This is a genomic window from Microvirga sp. P5_D2, assembly GCF_054049475.1.
This window is the reverse complement of the sequence record NZ_JBFUMH010000209.1, coordinates 1-7,352: the sequence shown is the minus strand read 5'-3', so window position 1 is coordinate 7,352 and position 7,352 is coordinate 1. Positions and strand designations below refer to the sequence as shown.

At 63.6% G+C, this 7,352-nt stretch carries 9 protein-coding genes; 3 read left to right on the top strand and 6 right to left on the bottom strand.

The window, feature by feature from the left end; genetic code table 11:
• Nucleotides 1-256, bottom strand: a 256-nt coding sequence (locus tag ACXJKO_RS28150; protein ID WP_457094342.1) for a hypothetical protein, incomplete at its 3' end; no start/stop codon positions are given.
• On the opposite strand from ACXJKO_RS28150, the gene ACXJKO_RS28145 reads away from it, so the two are divergent.
• Entirely contained in the window at nt 243-1,112 is an 870-nt protein-coding gene (locus tag ACXJKO_RS28145) for a hypothetical protein (RefSeq protein ID WP_457094339.1), read from the top strand. The two genes, ACXJKO_RS28150 and ACXJKO_RS28145, sit on opposite strands and share 14 nt — an antisense overlap.
• A 235-nt stretch (nt 1,113-1,347) precedes the next feature.
• Here ACXJKO_RS28145 and ACXJKO_RS28140 read toward each other — a convergent pair whose 3' ends face one another.
• From ACXJKO_RS28140 to ACXJKO_RS28125, 4 genes are all read right to left on the bottom strand, one after another.
• Nucleotides 1,348-1,533, bottom strand: a complete 186-nt coding sequence (locus ACXJKO_RS28140) for a DUF6894 family protein (protein ID WP_457094338.1) — start codon at nt 1,531-1,533, stop codon at nt 1,348-1,350.
• A gap of 1 nt (nt 1,534) precedes the next feature.
• Nucleotides 1,535-2,248, bottom strand: a complete 714-nt coding sequence (locus ACXJKO_RS28135) for a Crp/Fnr family transcriptional regulator (RefSeq protein ID WP_457094337.1) — start codon at nt 2,246-2,248, stop codon at nt 1,535-1,537.
• A gap of 142 nt (nt 2,249-2,390) precedes the next feature.
• Nucleotides 2,391-2,759 carry a hypothetical protein gene (locus ACXJKO_RS28130; protein WP_457094336.1) on the bottom strand — a complete coding sequence of 123 codons (369 nt, stop codon included), beginning with the start codon at nt 2,757-2,759 and terminating at the stop codon, nt 2,391-2,393.
• A 367-nt stretch (nt 2,760-3,126) separates the two neighbouring features.
• On the bottom strand, nt 3,127-4,383 hold the full coding sequence (locus tag ACXJKO_RS28125; protein ID WP_457094335.1) for an AraC family transcriptional regulator: 1,257 nt from the start codon (nt 4,381-4,383) through the stop codon (nt 3,127-3,129).
• A gap of 749 nt (nt 4,384-5,132) precedes the next feature.
• On the opposite strand from ACXJKO_RS28125, the gene ACXJKO_RS28120 reads away from it, so the two are divergent.
• Together ACXJKO_RS28120 and ACXJKO_RS28115 are read left to right on the top strand one after the other, a co-directional pair.
• On the top strand, nt 5,133-5,843 hold the full coding sequence (locus ACXJKO_RS28120; protein WP_457094341.1) for a response regulator transcription factor: 711 nt from the start codon (nt 5,133-5,135) through the stop codon (nt 5,841-5,843).
• 179 nt (nt 5,844-6,022) lie between these two features.
• The gene (locus tag ACXJKO_RS28115; protein WP_457094340.1) at nt 6,023-6,403 is read left to right on the top strand and encodes a response regulator transcription factor; all 381 of its coding nucleotides are present in this window, start codon (nt 6,023-6,025) and stop codon (nt 6,401-6,403) included.
• Nucleotides 6,404-6,450: 47 nt separating this feature from the next.
• Here ACXJKO_RS28115 and ACXJKO_RS28110 read toward each other — a convergent pair.
• Nucleotides 6,451-7,352, bottom strand: a 902-nt coding sequence (locus tag ACXJKO_RS28110) for a sensor histidine kinase (RefSeq protein ID WP_457094334.1), incomplete at its 5' end; no start/stop codon positions are given.

Below are 7,352 nucleotides of genomic sequence, written 5' to 3'. Positions count from 1 at the left end.
ATGCGACACCGCTCAGGCCGTCGTCGGCCGACCGGGGACGCCAGGCAGCGTGGCCGGCGTGGCCCGCCGGTCGTCGCGCCGCGCGGTTCGGCGTCACTACTACTAAACCGTTGGACCCTGGAGCTTTCGACGCTCCACCCTTGATGAGCGCAGCGTTTGGAGCGGAAAACCGGGTCCACTTTTCGCGGACGCGGACCTTCGGTTCCGCACGATGCACTAGACCATTTGGAATGGAGGCGGCGATGGCCCGCTTCACCGCAAAGGTTCTCGGGTTGTCCGGATGTCTGCTCGTTCTCGTTTGCTCCGTTCCGGTTCAGGCGGCCCCCTTCTTCGTCACGGTCTACGGCCGAACCTACAAGGTCGACCCGCGATTTCCATCCAATGAGCCGAACGGCCTGAAACCGCAGGAAGCCATGAAGGCTCTGCCTGCCGACATCGCCACGGGTCCCGGCTTTCGGCCATCACACGAGCAGGTCCTGGCCGACGTGGAGGAACGGACCTGGATTGCCCGCAACCAGCTTGCTGACGAACTGGCGGCGAGTTCTTTCTCCCGCGATGGGCAATATACCGGAGTTGACGTAGTGCCGGTCGAGCCGGAGATCACGGGATCCCTCGCAAACGGAGCGGCCCAGGCCCGCGAGCCCAAGTTGCAGACGCTCTATGATCGTTACACGGCCTTGAACCTCCTCGTTCAGGAACTGCGGCGCTCGATGGACCTGCCGGTAAAGACCCCAGACGCAGGGTTCTCCCGGCCGAAGCTGTCGCCTGAGGTCGAGGCCAGCTACCGGGACCTGAAGTTCGATCCCCTGGCCGCCTATTACGGCTTCCGGCGCGTCAAGGCCGCCTTCCGGTCTGGAGATATCCAACTCCTCGCCCGGGTCACTCATTACCCTTTGTCGATCACACGCAAGGCCAAGCGGACGATCCGCACTCGAGATCAGCTTGTCGCGGCAAAGGACACGGTCATGAGCCCGCGTCTTCGGGCGGTGGTTGCGGAATCCAGTTTCGAGGCGGTTTTTGTCCGGGACAAAGGGATGATGCTGGGTGACGGAGCGGTCTGGATTACCTACGACAAGACGGGCTTTGGATTGGGCGCCATTACCGTCCATTGAAGGCCATCGCACCCCCGTGTTGGTTCGGGCCGATCCCGACATGGAACACCGGAAATGCGCTGTCCTGCCGTGCGTCAGGCTTGGTGTCCGACGCGGAGCTCGTTCCCCGGTCCCTTTTGCGCGCGGTGAGCGATTTGGTCTGGAAAGGTCGGTTCAGGAAACCGCCCGTCGCACCGGAGTTCCTTGACCGCGTCAGCGAACGGCAGCCTCAGCACGACCGCGCCGCTCTCATCCGTCACCTCGAACAAGCATTTGAGCAGTCGGGAATGGTATGCAGGCGAGCGCCCCTCAGCAGGTCACGGGCGGTGTCCGAGACGTACTGCCTGAGTACATTTGCGTCCTCAAGCTCGTCGCCCTCGTCATCGCGGGCAACGCCGTCCTCCAGATCCGAGTGCTGGAGATGAAGGACGTAGCGCGGCATGTCACGGCTCCGTCCCCATCAGGCGCGTGTATTCCGCCTCCGACAGGCCATAGGCCTCGTCTGCCAGCTCCTCCAGCTTCTCCCGGTCAAGCACCGTGATGAGCCCACGCTTGGCGCGGATCACCTGCATGCCTTCGAGCACATGGAGCGCCACGGTGACCCCAGGCCGGCGCACCCCCAGCATCATGGCGATGAACTCATGCGTAAGAGGGATGTCGTCATCCTCCACCCGGTCGTGGCACATCAGCAGCCAGCGCGCGAGGCGTGCTTCGACGTCACTGTTGGCATTGGCGAAGGCCGTCTCGGAGACCTGAACGTGAGATGCCTGGACATAGCGCAGGAGATGGCGGTGCAGGGAGCTGCTCCGGCCTATGGCCTGCTCCAGATCCTGTACGGCGATGCGCCAGCCATGGCCCGCGATCTGCATGAAGTGCTCGTAGGGAGTCCGGTCGATCCCAAGCACAATTGGCAGGCCGACCATGCCCTCCCGTCCCACCACCCCGACCTCGATCTTGCCGCCGGAGCCGTTGTTGGTCACCGACGACATGCCGGCTTCAGGAAAGTAGACGTGTGCGATCGGTGTGTTGGGCTCGATCAGAACCTGACGTGTTTCGAGGGACACCGGCGCAAGGTGGGGCCGGAGGCTGGCGAAGTCTTCCGCGGACAGCGAGGCGAGGAGGCGGTTGGCGATGAGAACTTGCTGTGGTGGGTGCATGGCCCTCTCCCTTGTTGGGGCGGGAGCGCACGCCACTCTCAGCCGCTTGTGCCCGGATCAATCCAGCAAGCGATGAGGACAGGATAGTCCTTTCGAGGTCCTGAGGACAGCACTGGTTCGCGGTCCACTCCGCCATCAGGCGTCAGCGCCATTTGGCGGCGGTCCACCGTCCGGAACAGTCGATCCTCCCGGCGAGGGTCCAATGGCCGGAACCCGATCGCCCCGCGAGATTGCCTGTCACGTCAACCTGGGCCCCGCGGCGTTGGAGACCGACTTGAACGCGCCCGCTGGGCTCCAGCCCGCCAGTGACAGTGGCCCTCGTCCGCCCGGACGCATTGCGGGCAACGCCATTCTCAACCGCGACCGCATAATGATGCTTCCTCCGACAGCCGCCTTTCTCTGGGATGGTCGTCACAGTCCAGCGTCCATCGAACTGCGACTGCGCCATGCCCGTGGTGCTGACCGGAATCAATGGCGCGGCGAGGAAAAGGCTGAGCAGCAGTCGGTTCATGGCACGGTCTCCCTTTGAGTTCCGGCATGGTCGGTGCGGCGATACGGTCGTCGCCACCGCGCCCTCGCGGAACCGAGTCAGAACAGCAGGCGTCCGCTGCATCGATCATCGAGCCGCGATTCGAAGCCCTCGCCTCGCAACGTCTCGCCACAGCCCACCCGCCGCAGGATGTTTGGTCGTCGTCGGTCTCTCGCGAGGGCCAGGTACCTGGAACAGATGAAAGCCGTCGGCGCAGAAATCTGGCTCGACTGCTGTCGGCTTCAACCCAGGCGGAGAGATCGGACCTTCCCAGGTGCCCTCGAAGTCCCACTGCTCGCCAGTGACAAAGCTCGGAACCGGCTGATGCTCAGGCACCGCACAACACAGATCAGGTTGCCACTTGTGCCGAAATAGGTTGTACCGCAATTCGATGGCCTCGTTTGCTCGATTGGCCGCGATCGGATGGCTCTTCATCGACTGTTCTCCCCTGGTCGTCGCGATGTTGGGACGGGCCGCTTTGCGGCTCGTGTGAGCTCCGCTGCCCGTCGCGGCGGTGCTTTGCCCGCCAGGCCGTCGGGGTCTCGCCGGACCAGCGCCGGAACGCCCGCGTAAAGGCGCTCGCTTCCGAATAGTCGAGGGCCGCCGCAATCTGGCCGAGTGGCACCTCGGTATCCCCCAGCAGTTGACGCGCAAGTTCGAACCGGATCTCGTTTGAGATGTCCCTGTACCCTGCGCCACCGTCTTTCAGGCGGCGGCTCAGGGTGCGGCGGTGCACGGCCAATAGATCGGCGATGTCATCGGCCGAACAACGGTCGCTCGTCAGCCGCACGCGTAGCAACCGGCGGATGTCGTCCGAGAATTCGCAGCCCTGAGCGCCCTTGAGCTGCTTGATCCGCTCCTCCAGCATGGCCCGCAGCAGGGGATCGGCGCCAGTGATGCGACGCTCCAGGCAACGGCTCGGGAACACCAGTGCGGCCATCTCCTGATCGAACCTGACCGGCGCCCGGAAATGCCGCCGGTAGGGCTCCATATCCGCCGGCTGGCCGCGGGGCAGCAGCACCTCCGACGGCGCCCAGTCCGCCCCAAGTAGGGCCCGGATGGCGTTGACCGCACAGGCGATGGCACCATCGGTGATCTGATCCGCGCTTTCCATCCCGGGCTGATAGACGGCATGGCTGAAAACGGCCGTGTCTCCGTCCACGTCGAGCGACGGGACAATGACCCGGTCCTGCACACTGAGATGGGCCACCAGACCGCGCAACGCGTCGCCGAAGGTCTCCGAGTGCAGCATCAGGCGGCCGACCAGCCCCAGCGACAGGATCGTCGCCCGTCGGCCGACCAGGAGACCGAAATGCCGGCACTGGGTCCGCGCCACGCTCAACGCGCACAGCCGGCCCAGAGCCCGGTGCGGGATCAGGTTGGCGCCATCCTCGAACAGACGCGGGTCGAGCCCCGCCGCCTTGATGATCGGATTGGGATCGAGGCCGAACGCGCGCAGGGTCGGGGCGATCTCCTTGGCCACGCCGAGTTGGACATACCCGGCCGGCAGCGGGCGCGCCGGTGCTGCCGTGGGAAGGGACTGTGTCGCTCGAGAAGGCAGTCGGCCGCTGCTCAGGCCCAATGGAATGTCAGCAACTTCTGGCATGGAGTGCTCCTGCATCGGTATCGGCTTCGGCAACCAGACGACGGACAGCGGGGGCCTCGCCGGGGCCCTCCGTCCACAGGCAGTAAATCATTTCGGTGACCGGTCCTGGGACCGGCAGAGCTGGCCAGGCTCTGGCGTGTGCTCGAATGGGCGCTTGGGCCGCGACAGGAGGCGAGATCGGCGCAGCATCGGATGGAGGCTGGGGGTTCTCGCTCATCACGACTGCCGAGCCGCAGAACAGTCCGAGCAAGGCGAGGACGACCGAGGCGCGCATGACGCTCGCGCGCCGTTGCCGCCTGCGATCCTCACGCGGTAACGGCCAGACGAACGGGGATCTAGGGCTCGCCAGGCCAGGCACGCTTCCCAGGAGATCGGCCCCGGCGCAGCCGGGTCTCGATGCAGAACGGTCGAAGATTGGCATGGGGCCTCTGTCCGCTGTTGGTCCCTGATGGTTTAGCGAGTAGCGTCTGCTTGGCGATGCCTGGTCTCAACAAGAGCGGCGACTGTCACAATGGCATCGTCCGGAGCGGGTTACGCAAAACCAGGAGGGATGCTTTATAGTGCGACGCTACAATGCCCAGGATTGCCTGCGCTATTGTCCTAAGGCACATTGACCTCGAGGACACTGTCCTCAGGGACAATGGGTTTCCTTCCTCGGAGACCATTTGGATCGCGCCTGGCACCGAGGAGCGGACGACGCAGGTGTCATCGCGATCCTCCAGCACCCAGGAGGTGGTCATGACTTGCCTGTGGCCCCTCGGAAGCCCGAGCCGATGACGCCCGCCGGGCCGCCGGATCAGCAGCTCGGAATGGGAGTGGCGCCCGTGTCAGCCGTCGTGCACATCGTTGATGACGATGAGTCGTTCCGCACCGCAATCCAGCGTCTTTTGCGTGTCGCTGGCTATGCTGTCGAGACCTATGACTCGGCGGAACGGTTGTTGCAGCGACTGCCCGATGGGGCCGGTCCGAGCTGCATCCTTCTCGACATCAGGATCCCCGGCCTGAGCGGACCTGACTTGCAGGAGAGGCTATCCGCCCTGGGCTCGCACCTGCCCATCATCTTCCTGACAGGGCATGCGGACATCCCCACCACCGTCAAGGTCATGAAGGCGGGCGCAGACGATCTGCTGACCAAGCCGGTCACGAACGACGAGTTGATCGCTGCCATTGAGCGGGCGATGGCCCGCAGCCGTGCAGGGCGGGAGAAAAACGAGCAGCTTCTATCGCTGCAAAAGCGTGTCGACAGCCTGACGCCTCGCGAACGACAGGTTTTCGAACGCGTCGCTCGGGGGAAGATGAACAAGGAGATCGGGCGCGAGCTTGGGGCGACGGAGCGAACGATCAAGGCCCATCGCAGCAGCATCATGGAGAAGCTGCAAATTGCGTCCGCCGCCGAGCTCGTGCTGATTGCGGAGCGCCTTGGCATCCTGGCCCAGCAGCCAGCCGGGACCAGACGATAACGCCACGCCAGCAAAGCCGACCCTGTCCTGGCCAGCCGATACTGGCCTCAGGGCCAATAGGATTGACCACCGGATCCTGCATAATGGGCGCGAGAAACAATGGCGGTTAAAAAATCTTGAATGTGCTCACTTCCGAGTTCACCCATGCCTTGACGGGCCCGGCCATGCCATCTTCAACCATGGGCACGCGCCATCTGGTCATCGTCGTCGACGATGACCCAGGTATGCTGCGGGCAGTGCAGCGGGTGCTGCGGGTCCATGGCTTCGAGACTGAGGTCTTCAGCAGCGTCGAAGCCTTTCTTGAGGGCGCGCACCTGGGCGATGCCACCTGCCTCGTGCTGGACGTTCATTTGCAGAACATATCTGGCATTGATCTGCGACGGCAGTTGACGCGTTCGGGCCATTCGCTTCCGGTCATCTTCATCACGGCGGTGGAGAGCGAGGCCACGCGCAAGGCGGCTCTGGAATCGGGTTGTGTCGCGTATCTGCACAAGCCATTCCCGTCTGACCGCCTGATCGAAGCTATCGAAACAATCATCGAGAAAGGCAGCGAGCGCTGAGCCGCCCGGTGCGTGAGCGCCGGCTGCCGCATGTTCGACCGTGCGGTCTAAGCGAGGGGCAGGCTCACACGAAACACGGCGCCGACGGCATGGCTTTCCGCCGAGATCCTGCCGCCGTGCGACTCGATGATGGTATGGGCAATGCACAGCCCCATGCCCATGCCCTCCTGCTTCGTGGTAAAGAACGGCTCGAAGATCTCCTTTAATTTGTCTTCGGGAATGCCCGGGCCGCGATCCGACACGGACAGCTCGGCAAATTCTCCGGCGCGCGAAGTCTGAATCCTGATGATGCGATGCTCGGCAGGGGTATCCTTCATCGCGTCGATCCCGTTCACGACAAGGTTGAGAATGACCTGCTGGAGTTGAATGCGGTCGGCGAGGACCGGGAGCGCATTCTGTGTGAGCAGACTGGTCAGTTCGAACTTCTGTCCAACGGCCAGAGAGGACAGTAATCCAAGCGTTTCGCGAACAACGTCATTCAAGTCGACGTTTCTCAGTTCAAAGGGTGCTTTTTTCAGCAGGCTGCGCATCCTCCGGATGACCTCACTAGCGCGCCGATCATCCCGCAGGATATCGTTCACAATTTCCTTGAGTTCAACGATATCGGGGAGTGCCGCGATGTCGGGGTTCTGAGCTTTCAGGATCGCGGCTGCGGCTTCGGCGTTCGCCAGAATGGAGCCAAGCGGCTGGTTGACTTCATGAGAAATGGAGGCCGTCAGTTCGCCAGCCGTCGAGAAGCGGTTGACATGGGCAAGTTCGACCATGCGCTGCCGCGACTGCACTTCGGCCAACCGACGCCGACGATGCTCACGTAGCAGGGCCGAGATGAGCCCGGCTTGCAAGAGAATAACGGCGGCGATCAGGGAAATTTGCCAGGAATACCGTTCCCACGCCGTCGGCTCCCGGAACCAGACTTCGCTCCCCGGGGGCAGGCGGCTCTCGCTGATGT

Coding starts and splice junctions, on each gene's coding strand:
- ACXJKO_RS28145 (WP_457094339.1), top strand. CDS start 243: ATGGCCCGCTTCACCGCAAAGGTTCTCGGGTTGTCCGGATGTCTGCTC.
- ACXJKO_RS28140 (WP_457094338.1), bottom strand. CDS start 1,533: ATGCCGCGCTACGTCCTTCATCTCCAGCACTCGGATCTGGAGGACGGC.
- ACXJKO_RS28135 (WP_457094337.1), bottom strand. CDS start 2,248: ATGCACCCACCACAGCAAGTTCTCATCGCCAACCGCCTCCTCGCCTCG.
- ACXJKO_RS28130 (WP_457094336.1), bottom strand. CDS start 2,759: ATGAACCGACTGCTGCTCAGCCTTTTCCTCGCCGCGCCATTGATTCCG.
- ACXJKO_RS28125 (WP_457094335.1), bottom strand. CDS start 4,383: ATGCCAGAAGTTGCTGACATTCCATTGGGCCTGAGCAGCGGCCGACTG.
- ACXJKO_RS28115 (WP_457094340.1), top strand. CDS start 6,023: ATGGGCACGCGCCATCTGGTCATCGTCGTCGACGATGACCCAGGTATG.